This is a genomic window from Nostoc sp., from assembly GCF_036919815.1.
Classification (GTDB): domain Bacteria; phylum Cyanobacteriota; class Cyanobacteriia; order Cyanobacteriales; family Nostocaceae; genus Nostoc.
Map to the genome: position 1 here is coordinate 1 of NZ_JBALCE010000028.1, position 15,145 is coordinate 15,145.

At 41.2% G+C, this 15,145-nt stretch carries 15 protein-coding genes and 2 pseudogenes; 7 read left to right on the forward strand and 10 right to left on the reverse strand.

Going from position 1 to position 15,145, the window contains the following annotated elements; translation table 11 throughout:
• From V7K15_RS07695 to V7K15_RS07720, 5 genes and pseudogenes are all read right to left on the reverse strand, one after another.
• Positions 1 to 511, reverse strand: a 511-nt coding sequence (locus V7K15_RS07695; RefSeq protein WP_334904508.1) for a PEP-CTERM sorting domain-containing protein, incomplete at its 3' end; no start/stop codon positions are given.
• A gap of 28 nt (positions 512 to 539) precedes the next feature.
• The gene (locus V7K15_RS07700) at positions 540 to 998 is read right to left on the reverse strand and encodes a hypothetical protein (protein ID WP_334904510.1); all 459 of its coding nucleotides are present in this window, start codon (positions 996 to 998) and stop codon (positions 540 to 542) included.
• A 41-nt stretch (positions 999 to 1,039) separates the two neighbouring features.
• A pseudogene (locus tag V7K15_RS07710) lies at positions 1,040 to 2,778 on the reverse strand (iron uptake porin).
• Positions 2,779 to 3,020: 242 nt separating this feature from the next.
• Positions 3,021 to 6,044 carry a bifunctional YncE family protein/alkaline phosphatase family protein gene (locus tag V7K15_RS07715; protein WP_334904514.1) on the reverse strand — a complete coding sequence of 1,008 codons (3,024 nt, stop codon included), beginning with the start codon at positions 6,042 to 6,044 and terminating at the stop codon, positions 3,021 to 3,023.
• A 596-nt stretch (positions 6,045 to 6,640) separates the two neighbouring features.
• Entirely contained in the window at positions 6,641 to 6,901 is a 261-nt protein-coding gene (locus tag V7K15_RS07720) for a hypothetical protein (RefSeq protein ID WP_334904516.1), read from the reverse strand.
• A 245-nt stretch (positions 6,902 to 7,146) separates the two neighbouring features.
• Here V7K15_RS07720 and V7K15_RS07725 point away from each other — a divergent pair, with 245 nt between their 5' ends.
• The 5 genes from V7K15_RS07725 to V7K15_RS07740 all read left to right on the forward strand — a co-directional run bounded on the left by V7K15_RS07725 (position 7,147) and on the right by V7K15_RS07740 (position 10,857).
• Positions 7,147 to 7,848 (forward strand): class I SAM-dependent methyltransferase, encoded by a 702-nt coding sequence (locus V7K15_RS07725; protein ID WP_334904518.1) that lies wholly within the window; start codon positions 7,147 to 7,149, stop codon positions 7,846 to 7,848.
• A 195-nt stretch (positions 7,849 to 8,043) separates the two neighbouring features.
• Positions 8,044 to 8,259, forward strand: a complete 216-nt coding sequence (locus tag V7K15_RS07730) for a DUF433 domain-containing protein (protein ID WP_334904520.1) — start codon at positions 8,044 to 8,046, stop codon at positions 8,257 to 8,259.
• An 85-nt stretch (positions 8,260 to 8,344) separates the two neighbouring features.
• Positions 8,345 to 8,773: an MAPEG family protein gene (locus V7K15_RS07735; RefSeq protein WP_334904522.1), complete on the forward strand. Its 429-nt coding sequence runs from the start codon at positions 8,345 to 8,347 to the stop codon at positions 8,771 to 8,773.
• Positions 8,766 to 8,936, forward strand: coding sequence for a pentapeptide repeat-containing protein (locus tag V7K15_RS29930; protein ID WP_442949655.1), 171 nt, complete (start codon positions 8,766 to 8,768; stop codon positions 8,934 to 8,936). The genes V7K15_RS07735 and V7K15_RS29930 overlap by 8 nt, the downstream gene beginning before the upstream one ends.
• A gap of 367 nt (positions 8,937 to 9,303) precedes the next feature.
• A complete protein-coding gene (locus V7K15_RS07740) occupies positions 9,304 to 10,857 on the forward strand; it encodes a cation:proton antiporter (RefSeq protein WP_334904523.1) in 1,554 nt (517 codons plus the stop codon).
• A gap of 7 nt (positions 10,858 to 10,864) precedes the next feature.
• On the opposite strand, the gene V7K15_RS07745 is transcribed toward V7K15_RS07740, so the two are convergent.
• The 5 genes and pseudogenes from V7K15_RS07745 to V7K15_RS07765 all read right to left on the reverse strand — a co-directional run.
• Positions 10,865 to 11,437: a DUF3124 domain-containing protein gene (locus tag V7K15_RS07745; RefSeq protein WP_334904525.1), complete on the reverse strand. Its 573-nt coding sequence runs from the start codon at positions 11,435 to 11,437 to the stop codon at positions 10,865 to 10,867.
• 5 nt (positions 11,438 to 11,442) lie between these two features.
• Positions 11,443 to 12,120, reverse strand: coding sequence for a potassium channel family protein (locus V7K15_RS07750; protein ID WP_334904527.1), 678 nt, complete (start codon positions 12,118 to 12,120; stop codon positions 11,443 to 11,445).
• A 577-nt stretch (positions 12,121 to 12,697) separates the two neighbouring features.
• On the reverse strand, positions 12,698 to 13,141 hold the full coding sequence (locus V7K15_RS07755) for a type II toxin-antitoxin system VapC family toxin (RefSeq protein WP_334904529.1): 444 nt from the start codon (positions 13,139 to 13,141) through the stop codon (positions 12,698 to 12,700).
• Positions 13,142 to 13,143: 2 nt separating this feature from the next.
• Positions 13,144 to 13,416, reverse strand: a complete 273-nt coding sequence (locus tag V7K15_RS07760) for a DUF2281 domain-containing protein (RefSeq protein ID WP_334904531.1) — start codon at positions 13,414 to 13,416, stop codon at positions 13,144 to 13,146.
• A 67-nt stretch (positions 13,417 to 13,483) separates the two neighbouring features.
• A pseudogene (locus V7K15_RS07765) lies at positions 13,484 to 13,864 on the reverse strand (hypothetical protein); the annotation flags it as partial.
• Positions 13,865 to 14,520: 656 nt separating this feature from the next.
• Between V7K15_RS07765 and V7K15_RS07770 the strand changes: the two are divergent.
• Both V7K15_RS07770 and V7K15_RS07775 read left to right on the forward strand, forming a co-directional pair.
• Positions 14,521 to 14,685, forward strand: coding sequence for a hypothetical protein (locus V7K15_RS07770; RefSeq protein ID WP_323202614.1), 165 nt, complete (start codon positions 14,521 to 14,523; stop codon positions 14,683 to 14,685).
• 56 nt (positions 14,686 to 14,741) lie between these two features.
• Positions 14,742 to 15,050: a helix-turn-helix transcriptional regulator gene (locus tag V7K15_RS07775; RefSeq protein WP_334904536.1), complete on the forward strand. Its 309-nt coding sequence runs from the start codon at positions 14,742 to 14,744 to the stop codon at positions 15,048 to 15,050.
• Positions 15,051 to 15,145 lie beyond the last annotated feature (95 nt).

Consider the following 15,145-nt stretch of genomic DNA (forward strand, 5'->3'; position numbering starts at 1 on the left):
TACCAAAAACGATTTGCTTATCTGGAGAAGAGATGGCAAATTTGTGATCATTATCTGTATTATATCCATTAATTTCGTAATAGATAGAAGGGTTAGCTTTGTCGTAGAAGCTGTATTGTAATCCAATAGGTGTTTGATTTATTAAGGATAAAGTTGGAAACACGAGGGGATAGTTTGGATATTCAGTATCATCCTTTTCGGTGTAAAGATTAGAATCATTGTCGAATTGAAAACTTAGCGATTTAACTAGTGCTACCGGAATAGCATTATTACTGAAAGTTGAGTCATCAAAGCTAAACAAACCCTTTCCCTTAGTGATCGGGCTATCAACAGTGAAAGCATAGTTAATAATTGCAGCAGATGCAGAGCTACCATTTAAGATAGTAAAACCTAGAGTAAGAGTAGTAGCAGTAAGTAATAATTTTGTAAACAACTTCATTTCTATTTTCCTCAAGATAGATTTTTCCAAGCGATCGCTAGGACAAATTATTGAAATAATGATGGAATACATCTACAAATTTTGTAACTAAACCAAAAGATTACCAATCAGGTGTTGTCACAACTAATTGTGTCCAAGGGGTGCAATTTGGTTCTTGAGCAGTATCTTTAGTAGTAGGAGCATTGCACCCACGGACTTTAAAGGTGTACTTGACAAGATCCCTGGCTCCAACATAAGTCCAACTACGTGCTGTTGGGTCATTGATTTGCGTCATATCATCTTTATCATCGCCCGAACTCACTTGATAGAAATCATTTTTTTGACATACATTCCAAGTAATCTGAATTCTACGGACTCTTGTTGTGTCTGCAACTAGGTTGTATGGATTTCTGGAATCACAAGGTGAGTTATCAGTTTTGCTATTACAGGTGCTAGTACTAGGGGTACATTCCGCTAGGGTTTTGATTGGGCGAATTAACCCAGCAGAAAATGTTGTTAATAAGATGACAGAGGTCAGACTATATCTGAAAAAGATAGAATTCAATCCGATTTTGTGCATAACAAACCCTTCAATTATCTTGACTAAAACCACAGCAGAATTTAGAAGGTAAAAGTGCTTCTAATAACTCCAAGTACAGCGTCGCTGTTACGCTCATCGTGGTTGGGAGCAGTCAGCCAAATTAAACCAGGGGTGATGGTAATATTTCTGAAAGTGCGTAGCTGTAAAAAGCTTCAATATGTAAAGAGGTATTGCGGTCTTGGGCAGAGTTGCGGTTTTGCGGCGCGACTATCTCCGTAAATACATTAGCGATCGCCCCATTCGCACTGGTAACTTTTGGCTCCATCCCCACAACAATTCCCGCCAGATTGCCTTTTTTACCCAAATCCGGGAAAGCCAGAGCAACCGCATAGTTCCAAATATCCGCGTCTCCTACGCCCAAAACACGGCTTTTGGCATAGCCAGCCCAAGCATTAATGAAAAAGCGGGAATTTACTTGATAGGATGCTTCTAAGCCATAAGCGTTGGTGAAAGTCGGCGAATCGGTAACTAAGCCCAAGTTAGCTTTTTGGCTACCCGTACCTGGGAGTGCCAAGTCTTCACCCAGGTTATTGTAGGCATTGACGTAGGTTAAACCGATGCTGAGGCGATCGCTTGGCTGAAATGTCAATTGAGCGATCGCACCATAAGAACCATTGAACAAACCGTTGTTGGGATTGGATGCCGTATTAGACAAATATCCCAAACTCAATTCCAACTGTTCAGAGAGGCGATGTCTCAGCCCAACCCCCGCTCCAGCAGGCACAAAGTAGTAAACTGAATTGCGGCTACCAAACTTGGATAAAGCACCACTTGCTCCTTCATCTCCATCCAAGAAAGGGTTGATCGTATCAACGAAGTCTTCAACTTCTCCTTCGTTGGCAAATAAGGTAACGTCAGTTTTTTTGCCTAGAGGAAATCTGTAAAACAGCGTCTCAACTTCAACTTGATTATTTGCAGGATCTTCATCCCCAATCTCACTATTAAAAGCTAGAGTCCCTTCTGGCAATCTAGTTTCAGTACCATCCTCACCGGAGAAGTAATTGAGGTTCAGGGCTTGTAGTCGAACTCTGAGTAAATCTTGGCCAGTGAAACTGGTGTCAAAGTTGAGGCGAATGCGATCGCCAAAAGTCGTATTTGTGGGAATGTCGGCATTATTGGCATCTTGCCCAGCAGCAAACCCTGATATAGCAAAAATAGCCTCACCATTAAGTTTTGTCGTGGTTGAGAACTGCTGTTTTTCCACAGTTTCAAGGTGAGGTTCCAAAACATCTAATCGACCCTGCAAAGTAGCCAATTCAGCAGCGAATTGTGCTTGTAATTTTTGCAGTGTTGTTAAATCTTCTTTCTTAACTATGTCAGTTGTTGCCGTTGCAATTAGTTGATTTAGCCGTTCTAAGCAGGCATTAATTCCAGCCGCAAATTCGTAACGACTTAAAGCCCGATTACCCTGATAAGTTGCATTCGGATAACCTGCGATACACCCATAACGCTCAACTAAAGATCGCAATGCACCGAATGCCCAATCTGTAGGCTGTACATCCGATAGTTGAGAAACAGATGTTACCTGTGCTGTTGACTCAGACTCTAGCTGTATTGAAGTATTAGTCTTCTTTGGAGATAACTGATTATTTTCTGATGGTTCATTTTTAGAGTTTGTCAGCTTCACCTCAGCATCTTGCTTCTGAAAACTTTCAGCTACAATTGGGGCTGCGATCGCCTGAGTTGTGGCAGTGATTACCGAGAATAGCCCCAACGCCAATGGAGAAATCGGCAGCCACTTCCAAAACATTCTGATCATTTTTCTGTAATCCTCACACCAATTAATATCAATCACAACCCACGCAATCAAAAGCAAATTCGTCTATTATCTTATGTCGGAAGACATTAAACCTCTTGCAAAAGTCCCTAACATCCCACCCCCAACCCCTCCCCGCAAGCTCTTAGGGGAGACAAAGCGTTGGGGTTCTTTCTTATTTTTGATTTATGCAAGAGGTCTATTAAACCTCTTGCCTTCCGACTAACTTCGTCGCTTTTTGTCTGCTATTTTTTCGCTTCAGGAGAGCGACTGTTTTCACTTAATTGCCAACCCTTTAGCAGTTGAGCGCGGTTTTCCCGTAAGTCCTTACGGTTACGTTCTTCAGGGTAAGGAATATTATCACCCTTAATTCCTGCCCAGAGAATTTCGTTGAATTCTTCTGGATCAAGCTTATCTTCACCTGCAAAATTGAAGTCCTTAGTTATATTAGCCCACCACTTTTTATCCTGAAGAATGGGCATAGCTGCCGTCTTCTCAACATTTTTGTCTTGGCAAGCTGGTACTAGTTTTGGATCTACAGGCTTACTACACAAGTTACCTGGCACAATAGCTGTGTAAGGCTGAAAGTTTGGTTCTCTGGTGAAGGCATCTGACATTGGTTCAGCATTAGCATCAGTAATTGCCAAGTAGCCAATGTTTAACAAATCCTCCATTGTCCGCAATACACTAATGGTGTTGTAGTTAGTGCTAACGAGCGCACCCCGTTTTGTGTAGGGCGAAATAACATAGGCTAAAGAACGGTGGGAATCGACGTGATCGGGGCCGTTTTGGGAGTCATCTTCAATGATGAAAATTGCTGTTTCCTTCCATTCCGGCAGATGAGAAATTTTCTCTACCAACTTGCCTATGGCATAGTCGTTATCTGCAATTTGCAGTTCAGGAGTGTTAAGTCCGGCTAAAGCAGTACCAAAGGAACCAAAATGATCATGAGATAAACGCACAAGCATTAAATTGGGTAGTCCATTTTGCTTAAGATCCCTTTCCCACTCGTTGTACAAATAAATATCGGCATTATTCTGATCGAATGACCGGAAGTAAAGATCAGTCTTATCCAACAATACAGTTTTAGTAACGGGAGCTTGAGGAATCTTGTCAGCGTAGGGAGTTGGTGAGATAGGGATATAAGTCGGGTTTTTCGGATCGGCTTTAGTAGGATCAGTTTGACTAGTAGTGTAAGGAACTGCATTATCAACGAAGAAACCGTAATTACGTACAGTTTTGCCAGCACGTAACGCCGTATCCCAAAGATAACCACCAATAGCATCTGGCTGGAGATTACCATCACCTTCGGGAGCATCAACATCTCTATCTCCAGGCAATATGGAAGACTGGCCAGAAGGATCTAAAATTCCCGTTATGCGCGTATTTATTGGCGACTTCTTCGAGGAAGTTTGTGGCAGTGCGAGACTTATATTCCGATTTGTACCTTCGTAATCGTAGGTTAAGCCGTTAAAGCCGGCGTTACCATAAAGAACTGATTGAGTTTTTTCGGTGTAATCTGTAGTACGACCATAGGTAGACCAGTTCCAACCCACTCCACTCGATTCGCCACTGTCGTAAAAGTTATCAAAAGTTGCAAAGCCAAGGGATAGCTGGTGATGATTGGGTGCAATGGGTTGCCCGAATAAGGTTAGTCTTGGATCACCATTACCAATAGGCAAGTCACCGAGTACTTGGTCATAGGTACGGTTTTCTTTAACTATGTAGATAACGTGTTTAATTTTATTTTGCAGAAACCCCATCATTCGGTCGGGACGGCGATTGTAGAAGCCGTTATTCTTGTCCACCTGAGCTGCAAGTTTAGCCAAAGTTCCGCCTTTTGGTACAGGAATAATTGAAATCCCTGCTTTTTCTAATGCCCAGGTGTAATCATTTTTAAAATTGATGTTACGCGCTTGTCCGGCTGCTGTCGTCAGACGGTTTGAGGGGTTGGGGCCAGAATTACTTTTGGCATTCACAACGTAGAGTTTTTGACCATCTGCACTAACACTTACAGAATTTGGATACCAACCTGTAGGAATACGTCCAGCCACTTGACCAGAACGCAAGTCTACAACAGCTACAGCGTTCTCACCACCCAAGGTTACATAAAGTGTTTGCCCATCTGAATTCAGAGCTAGGGAGTTAGGATTTGCACCTTTATACTTCTCACCAGGCCGAGATAGAGAAATTGTCTGCACTACACGATTGCTATTGGTGTCAATGACAGAAATTGAGTCATTATTACCGTTAGCTACGTAGAGTTTATTTTGGTCAGGTGAGAGCAATATTTTATTTGGTTGGCTCTCTACAGGTATACGGGTAATTTTTCCTGTAGCAATACTAACAGCAAGGACTTCGTTATCGCGCTGACTGCTGACGAAGACTTTATCTGCTTGACCGTTTTCTGCACTTTTAATGACTATATCAAAAGGAAATTCTCCAGTTGCTATTTTATCGCCTGCCTTAAAGAACTTAATTTCTTTAGTTACTTGACGGTTAGTAGTATCGACAATTGATATTGAGTCATTTTCAAAGTTAGCAGCTACTAAGGTCTTGCCGTTTTTACTAACTGCTAAACCCGCTACAACTGCTCCTGTTGCTACAGCTTTAGCTGGTGTGTTCTTCAACAAACCACCGTCATAATTGGGGAAGGGTGCAGTAGTGTTGGTATTATGTCCTAAAAGAATGAAGGGTGCTTGGGCTACGTACTGAGTCCCATTAGAAGCATAAACATAGATGCGATCGTCAATACCACCCGATACATAAAAGCGCGAGCCATCTTTAGCCCAAGCTAAACCATTATAGGTATTGGGAATGTTAATCTGTTGTCTTTTAACCAACTTTCCCTTACTGACATCATAGACAAAAACCCATTCTGCTTTGGGGGTTGTTGTACCACTTGGCTTGCCAGTTAGCGGGTCTAATACAGGGTAAGTGATATTACTACCTGTATTTTCATTCTTGAAGTTTTGGTTATAACCACTGGTAAGCACCAGTAGAGTTTTTCCATTGGGGCTAAGGGCTGTGCTTACAGCTTCAGCAGCATCAGCATTATCATCTGTACGCAAACCAGTTGCTAAAGGTGCAAAGGTTGAGCCTGGTGCAGCTGCGGGTGTAATAGTTTGACCCGTGGGTAGCAAAGCCGCTCCACCCTGTAAGTTACCAACGGGGCTGGTAGTCCGAGCGCTAACTGATTGTATATTTACACCCAAGGTACTTAGTAGCAAAAGACTTAGTAGATACCTTGAGTTTTTGTTAGTTACCATGCGATGTTTCTCTAATAAAGATAACCATTTAATACAGATATTTATAGTTAATGGTTAAGTTCTGAATAAGATTTGGTTATTTTGTGGTAAGGGTAAATTTTATATTATTAAGTTTTATTAAGTACTTTATTTACTAAAAAATAGGACTTTATTTTCAGTTACCTTGAAGTTGTGTACTTGGATAGGCAAATACGCAATTTAATTTAAATATTTAAAGTAAGAACTTTGCAGTAAATTAGGTAATGAATCATTTGAAAACTTGTTTACAAGACCTAACCGTTTTGATTTTAAATACAAAACAGTTTGTTTAATATCATCAACTTGAAACGCATAACGGTGCGATCGCTCACCTTTAAATAAAAGTTAACCTTGACAAATTATAGATAATATGATTATTAATGCGTTTGAGGATGCACTTCTCTACGAGACGCTGTGCGTTTTCGGTGTTTTCCGCAAGTCAAATGGCATTTGACTTACTAAATTTACTTGTTTGCTTGTTTATTTAAGTAATTCACGCATTTATTTTCTAAATGCTTGCTGTGGTGGGGCTTTTGGTTGTGAGCGATCGCTTTATATTGAAACAATCTGGATTTCCGTTATGACTCACGGAATCCACCTCGACGTACAGCAAGTTCAAGTTCAATTTCGTCTTCGCTGAGAAGTTGCAATCCAGCAGCGATCGCTCGTTGTCGGATTGACCATAATTTTTTGCCTAAGGGTGTTTGTGGCAGAAAATCAGATTCAAGGGGTGTTGTTTCTGACTCCGATTTAAGTAGTTCAACAAACTCCAAAACTTTTTGTTGCTTTTCGGGTGTGAGTTCTCGCCAGTGTTCAAGTAGTTCAACTTCATTACCCATAAGTACAACGCTCGTGAATGATTTTTCTATTTTAGTGGCAGAAGCCTTATTTACTGTGCCTTGCTATAAAATTTTGCTTGGAGTAGAATCGTTTCTGATCAACATAAGCGGTCTAATTTTGCTAAGAGTAAGAATAAATCTTAAGAATGTATAATTGCTCTCGCTCCCAGCCTAGCTATAGCGCAATATCTATAATACTTAGGGTATTCCGAACTTTCCCACAATTGTTAGTAATGTCAGTTTTTATGTTTGAACAACAAAGAGAAAATATACAGCTTCATGTTAAACAGTTAGCTACCGAAGCTTTACAAAAATCAGAACCATCGGCATGGTTTGAAGTTTTATATGCCGAAGCTCAAGGTGATACAACACAAATTCCTTGGGCAAAGTTAGCTCCTCACTCTTATCTACAAGATTGGTTGACGAATCATCAACCGTTCACTTCTGGACAAAAGGCGCTAGTTATTGGTTGTGGCTTGGGGGATGATGCACAAGCTTTAGCTCATCTGGGATTTGAGGTAACTGCTTTTGATATTTCCCCCACGGCTATTGCTTGGTGTAAGCAGCGATTTCCCAATTCGACTGTCAACTATGTAGTTGCAGATTTGTTAGCAATTCCCCCACAATGGCATCTTGGGTTTGACTTTGTTTTTGAATGTCGTAATATTCAATCTCTGCCGTTGAATGTGCGTTCTTCAGTTATTTCTTCAGTTGCCTTTGTCGTTGCTCCTGGTGGCACACTTTTGCTAATTACTCGTGTTCGGGACACAGAAGTTGAACCTTCTGGGCCACCTTGGCCATTATCAGACTCGGAACTCAAACAGGTTGAAAGTTTGGGATTACAGCAAGTAGAAAAACTTGAGTTTTTAGAATCTGAGCAAATTGACGTTAAGCAAATGCGGATTGAATATCAAAGGCATAATTCTTTGACATCCTCTGAGCGCTAACGCTGATTCTTCTGACCAAGTAATAAATGCTGCTTAATCCCCATTGCTGAGATCCGGTTATTTACCTTTATCCAATCTACTAGAATCTCTGGTATTTATCTCTGTAACTGCTTTATCTAAAGAGAAGCATTGTGTTTTCATCTGCGATCGCCTCGTGGTCGATTACGATTTTTGTAAGGAGCTAGGGTTACTTCCATGAAATTAGATCGCATTACCAGCAATCCCAATCGCATGAATGGACAGGCCTCTATTCGTAATCTTCGGCTTACCGTTCGTCGAGTGATTGAGTTATTAGCTACCTACCCTAATCGAGAAGAACTGCGCCAGGAGTTTCCTGAATTAGAAGATGAAGATATTCAGCAAGCCTTAATTTTTGCATCGTCCTACTTGAGCGATCGCATTATTATATAGTGCTAATCTTGAGGCAGCTAGAGCAGCCGGCGCTGACTTATGTAGAGCAAGATTCATCACTAATGATCAAGTTTGAGAGGTGGAAATGACGCAAGATGCAATCTTCAGCCCCTTCTTTGCGACAGTGTTTCTAACACTTATTGTCTGGGTGTATATGTACATCTGTCGTATCAGTTTCATCACAAGTAGAAAGATCAGCCCGAAAGACCTTGCTGTACCTGGCACACTAGCGCAACTCTCGCCACCAAACGTATCCAATCCATCAGATAACCTAAAGAATCTGTTCGAGATTCCGCTACTTTTCTATGCGCTTGTACTATATCTTTTTATCACAAATCAGGTGGATTCAGTGTATGTGAATGCTGCATGGGTCTTCGTTGTGTTTCGCGCATTACATAGCGTTGTCCATTGCACATTCAATCTGATCATGCTTCGGTTCTACCTCTACCTATTTGCCACGCTTGCGGTGTGGTTTATTGCCATCCGCGCAGCCCTTATTCACTTCAGTGCGTAAGTATGCTGATCTGAGAAACGCTAATCTTCAAAGTGCTAATCTTAAAAATGCAAACATTAGACCTCTTGCAAAAGTCCCTAACACCCCATCCCCAGCTAGTTACCCGATTACCCAAAACTCCTCTAAAACCTCACTCTGTCCTATCTTTAATCCCTCTCCTTAATAAGGAGAGGGACAGGTTTTACGTAGTAAAACCAGGGTGAGGTATCTCAGGGGCTATAAGACTTAACCGGAAATTATGTTCAGAAAAACTTGTATCTACACTGTAGCCCCGCTCTTCGGGAGGGGAGACAAAGCGTAGCTTTGGCGGGGTGGGGTTCTTGTTTTTGATTTATGCAAGAGGTCTATTGATTAGAAGAAAAGCAGGAGGCAGAGGGCAGTTCTTGCGGGAGGAGGAAAGGTACAAACCTCTTTCCTTCTGGTGTGATGAAACTAAGTATTTCTATAGAGGCGTTACAGAAGTTTGACATTTGTATTACCTTTTGGGCAACATTTATTAATCAAACTAAAATAAATTTTCAGTATCTTAAGTGAATGTTACCGAATTAATCAAGATTTCAATTATTCTCCTACTCGTTGCCACTGGTGTAGCCCTGATATCCCGTCGGTTACGCGTCCCTTATGTCACGGGTTTAGTGTTGGCTGGTCTGCCAATCACTGAGTTATTGTCTCGTCGCATTGGTTTAGACCCATCCCTGGTTTTGAATCTTTTCTTGCCAATTCTACTCTTTGAAGCTGGCATCAATACAGATGTCAGCCGCCTACGCAGCACGTTTAAACCAATTGCTCTCTTGGCTGGCCCTGGAGCTGTACTTTCCAGTGGTATTATTGCCGTTCTGTTGAAATTTTTGCTGGGGCTGACTTGGATACCTGCTTTATTTGTAGGAGTAATGTTGGCAAATACTGATACAGTTTCAATAATTGCCCTATTTAAGGAAATACCAGTGCCCTCGCGGCTTTCTACCATCGTTGAAGGAGAAACCCTATTCAACGATGGCGCTGCCCTAGTTGCATTCAACCTGATTTTGCAAGTATATTCGACAGGTTCGCTGACGTTACTAGATGGAATTGAACAACTGCTATTGATAGCTCTCGGAGGCTGCCTTGTGGGGTTAGTCTTGGGTTACTTGAGCATACCTGTATTCGCCCGTTTAGATGATCCCCTTAGCAGTCTCTTACTGACGGTCGCGGTTGCATTAGCAACTTTTCAGGTAGGGCAATTTCTAAATGTATCAGGCGCTGTAGCTGTAGTTGTAGCTGGATTAATTTTTGGGAATCTTGGGCTGTCTCGCAATACTTCTGCTTCTAGTCGCATCAGCTTGTTGAGTTTCTGGGAATATGCCAGTTTTACTGTCAACACCTTTATTTTTCTGCTGATTGGTGCAGAAATAAACCCAGTGACGCTCTGGAGGACTTTACCTGCTATTCTTCTTGCAGTTTTAGCTTATCAAGTAGGGCGAATTCTTACGGTCTATCCACTGCTGGCAGTGGTTCGTTGGTTTGACCGCCCAATTCCGCTACGCTGGCAACATTTACTTTTTTTAGGTAACATCAAGGGTTCACTCTCGATGGCTTTGGCTTTGAGTTTACCCGCCACATTGCCAGGGCGAGAATTCCTCATTACTTTAGTCTTCGGCAGTGTGCTGGTGTCATTAGTGGGACAAGGTTTAAGCTTGCCTTGGTTGGTAAAACGTTTAAAATTATCTCAATTTTCAGAGATTCAGCAGCAGGTTGAAGGATTGCAAGCTCAACTGATGACAGGTAAAGCAGCACAAGATGAATTAGATAGCTTGTTGAAGTCAGGAGTATTACCAAGAGCTATCTATGAAGAAATGCGCTCAACTTATCAGGTGCGAATAGCAGGGGCAGAAAAGGCGCTACGAGAATTTTATAATCGCCGTCCTGATGAGTTTGAAGCTAAAAGTGGTGAGCGCATTAAACTTGATCCTATTCGCCGTCGTTTGCTGTTAGCCGAAAAAGGAGCGCTCAACGAAGCAATGCGTAAACGAATTCTCTCGGAAGATATTGCGCGAGGGCGGATACAAATCATTGATGAACAGTTGCTGCGACTTGATGATGATTAATAGCTGTTCAAGACCCTTGTTTCGGCAATGAACGCTTGTAATTGTTTTGACTTTTAATCACCTTACCACGACTGGTAAAAGAAATTCCTTGCTGAAAGTCAGTACCAATCATCACTGTCTCTACTATTGGTTCAGCTATTTCTGTTTGAGATACCCACTCTACAATAAAGTTTGCGCCTAAGCCACCACTGCTGTCATTTGTATCAATAAAAAAATCTGTGGAAGCTAGCGCATCAAGTTGAATAGGACGCTCTAAATACTGCTTAACTAATTTTCCAGCCGAGTCATAGTAGCGCACAGAACTAATAATGATCGGATTGACCAAATCTGTATTCCGAATACTAAGCGTAACCGCTAAATTAAAAATCTGCTGTCGATTGTAATGATAAATATGAGAATAGACAGGTACATAAATGGTTTGACCCATTGCTATCTTTAAGTTATTATCTAAAGTCACTATCTTGTTAGGTGGGGTTGTCTGACTAGTAACTAGTTGTGACTTTGGTGAAATTTGAGTTGGTTGACAAGACGTAAGCAGAATAACTGCAATTACTAAATAAATATGTGGATACAGCTTCATCAAAACTATTTACAACCTTCAATAAAATCAATAACTTGATGTAAAGACCCTCGTTTTGTGACAATCAGTAGAGTCGAACCCGGTTTTAATACTGTACTGCCATTAGGAATCATTAAATCCTCGTGAGGGTGAGGTTGATAGCCGATAATCAGAGAACCAGTGGGAAACCGAGAATCTTGGGCAATTTCGGCAACGCTACGATTGGCTACATAGCAACTGTTGGGAATAGAAAGTTTTAGCACCTCAATCTGTCCCTGCTCAAAATGCATCATTGATTCTACCTGTGGATACTCAATGGCATTCACCATCGTTGAAACCGCTAGCTCAACAGTACTGATGATATGGTTGGCTCCAGCTAGACGAAGTGGCTCGGCAAAATCGGGGTGGCGCATCCGACTCAGAGTATGGGAAACACCGTAGTGTTTAGCGAGAGTTACTATTGCTAAGTTAAGGGCATCACTCCTGAGGACAGCTGCTAGAGCGTTGGCTTTACGAATCCCAGCTTCTAATAATACATCTGTACTGACAGCACTGCCTTCAAAAGCTATTGCTCCAACTTGTTCACGGGCATATCGGCAAGCGGTAGGGTCAATATCAATGACGGCAACCGTATGCCCTAGTTCTACCAATTTTTGAGCCAAGGTAAGCCCCACTAAGCCTGCTCCACCAATTAGCACGTACATGGCTGCTCCTAATAGTCAAAGACTTCTTATTTTACTTTAATTAACAAGTTAGCAAGTTCGTGAAGGGGTAGCTTAACAGGCTTGTTTGATATGGCAATCGGATTTGATTCCTGAAATTACTTGCGTAGGCAGGGAACTCTTAACTCTTAACTGGAAAGAAGGGGGTAGAGGTGGACTCAATACTATTCGGTTCGGTTAAGGCAAGAGACGCGATAAATCGCCGTCTTTACAATAATCAGTCCTTCGTCCTGACGGCAATTTATCGCGTTTTTTGGATCTATTATTTTCATCAAATAACCTTAACCCAAGCGTATTGGAGGTGGATTTTGTTTGTGTAGTAGCGTTCGCGTCAGCGTGCCGGAGGCTCTATTCTATTTACCCAATACTTTTTAAATATCCTCTTAAACTAGAGTTAACTTGACAAATGACAGCATGAGATGCATATTAATACGTTTGAGGATTTTATGGCTCTGAATTCATCAAACACCTGTGTTGTAGGCTAACAGATAGAAGTGATAGCGATCGCATCATTGAACTACCTAACCGTTATGAATTAGTATCATTAAGCCAGTTTTATTTAAACCCAACTTTCCCAAAGAAATTCTCGTACTTGTTGCATTCGCTCAAAGTCACTATCACATGAAACGACAATGAACGAGTGACGTAAACCTGTCGCAGCTATCCAGAGATCATTTTCACTAATGCCAATGGTAGCTAATTTAGTTGTTCTACGTTTACTTTTTTCTTTCGGGCCAAATTGCTTAATAATTTCTGATTTAAAATCACCGTAAATTTCTGTTGTTTCTTTATCGATTCCATATAGGTTAATTCGTCGCAAAAACGCATTTATTTTGATTAAATTAGCGGCTTTTTGCTCTGAATTTTGTGCCATAAAGCGTAGCTCCCCTGCAACAATGACACTAGTTGCTAGTTGTACTTGACCAAGCGATCGCAAGTGATTGGCGACACTTGGTACACCTTCCATCAAGAAGGAACAGTGATTAGTATCAAGTAGATACATGATTAAAATTCTAGTGGCATACGACTAGAATGAACCAGTTGCAGACATTCTTTAATGTCCGAACCTGACCAACTTCCCACAAACTCTAATAAATCTTCGGCAGTGGAACCTGTTAAAGTATGCTCTGCTAGAAGTGGTTGCTCTGGTTGGTTATTTGCAGATATGCCGATTTTTTGATGTTTGGTTTGTAACAACTGAACAAAGTCTAAAATTTCCTGTAATAGCGGTTCAGGTAATTTTTCTAGTTCTTGGGTAATCTGTTCTTTAATTGTCATTTTTACCTCTATATTTACACAATTGTCCAGCCGGAAATTACTTGAGCAATCTTTTCCATTAATTTAATTATTGCTGTAAGACGGTTTTTGATACAATTCTAGTTTTCTTGAGGTCTGCTTCCGAAAGTTCTTCTCCAGCTTGCAGGCGAGTCGCAGAAGTTTGCAACACTGTCGCTGCACCTTTATCTCCGATTTGTAAAGCGGTTTTAGCAGCTGTTTGCAACATTGTAGCTGCCCCAGTGCGATCGCCTTGTTGCAATTTCGCCTCGGCTAATTGGGTTTGGCGATACTTGGCTAATGCTAAAATAGACTGCTGTACCTGCGGATTAGATGCTGGTTGATATGCCCGCACCACATCTGCATACACTGGCACAAGGGGCGAAAGTAAACCTTGTTCATTAACCAATGGATCATCATAACGGATTTGCAGATGAGCGATCGCTCGTTGTCGGATTGACCATAATTTTTTGGCTAAGGGTGTTTGTGGCACAAAATCAGATTCGGGGGGTGTTGTTTCTGGCTCAGATTTAAGTAGTTCAACAAACTCCAAAACTTTTTGTTGCTTTTGGGGTGTGAGTTCTCGCCAGTGTTCAAGTAGTTCAACTTCATTACCCATAAGTGCTTCGCTGATTGAATGATTTTTCTATTTTAGTGGCAGAAGCGTTGATGCACAGTTGTTTCAAGTTATATAAGTTAATTTCGCAAAAAAAAGTTTGCTCACAGCGAATATAGTTCAAAAAGTTATGCTATATTAGTTTTAGTCGGGTAAAGGATGATATTTGCCACTCACTGGATCGCTTTTGTGGTCTGAGGAAGATGGGAAACCACCTTCTAGTGTGCTTTTAAGTAACTTATTTATAGTAAAACTATTTAGTTATTCAGTGACTCTACTGAAAGCTCAAAGCGAGTGAAATCTTGAACAATTTCTACTACGCAGAACTACTAAATAACTACTGTATCACCAAGCACAAAGGCGCAGCCAAGGCAACCTGCTGCGTTTGTGTATAGGGAGAGTTTAAACTGCCGTTCTCCAGTTTGTTTGAGGCAACACTCATTTGCAATAAGTGAATGAGTGCAACCAAACCACCAGTTAAGGAGTTCCTTATGAACAACCAAGACCCCGACAAACGGCAGGAGCAGTCAAAAAAGCGTAAGTATCAGCAGTACCTGAAATGGCTCTGCAAACCTCAAACGCTCCGTCTGTTATTTCAAGCTGGCCCAGTCATTTTCCATATTGTGAAGTGGCTGGTCGAGTTGTTGCAAGACTAAGCTGCTAACTCTTCTATACAAATCCCTTTCCATCCTTCTCAGTAAGAAGGTCAAATATGCTCAATAAAGCTTTAAGGTTGATAAGGGTATTCCATGATTTAGCGCAAAAAGAATTGGCGGAAAAGCTAGGAATATCCAAGTCTTATCTTTCGGAAATCGAATCCGGTAAAAAGGTTCCCACGCTGGACTTACTCAATCGTTATTCAGAGTTTTTCGATATACCTGTATCCTCGATTATGTTCTTCTCAGAAAGCTTAAATAAAGATGTAAGAACGGAAAAGTTGAGAACATTCGTATCCTCTAAAATTCTTGCAATCCTCAATCTTATTGCTGAAAAGTCTGGTCATTCTTATGCAGAGGAGTAGATGCAAACAGTACACAATAGACCAGTCACCTTTTTACTGGTTGGAATCAAAAAAAAGACTTGCAAAGCTACTGTATATAACTCAAAGAGAGCTCG

Coding starts and splice junctions, on each gene's coding strand:
- V7K15_RS07700 (WP_334904510.1), bottom strand. CDS start 998: ATGCACAAAATCGGATTGAATTCTATCTTTTTCAGATATAGTCTGACC.
- V7K15_RS07715 (WP_334904514.1), bottom strand. CDS start 6,044: ATGGTAACTAACAAAAACTCAAGGTATCTACTAAGTCTTTTGCTACTA.
- V7K15_RS07720 (WP_334904516.1), bottom strand. CDS start 6,901: ATGGGTAATGAAGTTGAACTACTTGAACACTGGCGAGAACTCACACCC.
- V7K15_RS07725 (WP_334904518.1), top strand. CDS start 7,147: ATGTTTGAACAACAAAGAGAAAATATACAGCTTCATGTTAAACAGTTA.
- V7K15_RS07730 (WP_334904520.1), top strand. CDS start 8,044: ATGAAATTAGATCGCATTACCAGCAATCCCAATCGCATGAATGGACAG.
- V7K15_RS07735 (WP_334904522.1), top strand. CDS start 8,345: ATGACGCAAGATGCAATCTTCAGCCCCTTCTTTGCGACAGTGTTTCTA.
- V7K15_RS07745 (WP_334904525.1), bottom strand. CDS start 11,437: ATGAAGCTGTATCCACATATTTATTTAGTAATTGCAGTTATTCTGCTT.
- V7K15_RS07750 (WP_334904527.1), bottom strand. CDS start 12,120: ATGTACGTGCTAATTGGTGGAGCAGGCTTAGTGGGGCTTACCTTGGCT.
- V7K15_RS07755 (WP_334904529.1), bottom strand. CDS start 13,141: ATGTATCTACTTGATACTAATCACTGTTCCTTCTTGATGGAAGGTGTA.
- V7K15_RS07760 (WP_334904531.1), bottom strand. CDS start 13,416: ATGACAATTAAAGAACAGATTACCCAAGAACTAGAAAAATTACCTGAA.
- V7K15_RS07770 (WP_323202614.1), top strand. CDS start 14,521: ATGAACAACCAAGACCCCGACAAACGGCAGGAGCAGTCAAAAAAGCGT.
- V7K15_RS07775 (WP_334904536.1), top strand. CDS start 14,742: ATGCTCAATAAAGCTTTAAGGTTGATAAGGGTATTCCATGATTTAGCG.